General features: G+C 40.0%; 1 protein-coding gene. It reads right to left on the reverse strand.

The window, feature by feature from the left end; genetic code table 11:
• The coding region (locus I6F66_RS22080; RefSeq protein WP_197209890.1) for an SIS domain-containing protein at positions 1-526 on the reverse strand (526 nt) is incomplete at its 3' end.
• Positions 527-533: the final 7 nt, after the last annotated feature.

The following is a 533-nucleotide window of genomic DNA, read 5'->3' on the forward strand; positions in this document are numbered from 1 at the left end:
GAGCTTCTAAAAGCGCGACAGCCATAGCATCTCCCATGGCGAGTGTTGCCGTTGTACTTGCTGTTGGCGCTAACCCTAAAGGGCAAGCTTCTTTTTCTACTTTAATGCATACATGTACATTAGCAAGTATTGCCATTGTAGATTCTGTATTACCCGACATGGCTATTATTTTTGCACCAAGGCGTTTTAAAACCGGAATAATATTTAATACTTCGCTGGTCTCCCCTGAGTTGGAGATAAGTATTACTACGTCACTTGAAGTGATCATACCTAAATCGCCGTGACTTGCTTCACCTGGATGTACAAAAAAAGCAGGGCTACCTGTGCTAGCAAGAGTTGCTGCTATTTTAGTGCCTATATGACCAGACTTCCCCATGCCAATAACTATAATACGTCCTTTGCAATCAAACATTAACTGGCATGCTTGATTAAAGTTTTCATCTACATATTGAGTAATATCACTAAGTGCTTGACGTTCTATATCAAGAACGCGCAGACCTTGTTTTATAAAATTCAGTTTTGTCATGATTTAC

Origin of the sequence: Pseudoalteromonas sp. NZS100_1, assembly GCF_015864285.1 — a bacterium.
Lineage (GTDB): Bacteria > Pseudomonadota > Gammaproteobacteria > Enterobacterales > Alteromonadaceae > Pseudoalteromonas > Pseudoalteromonas arctica.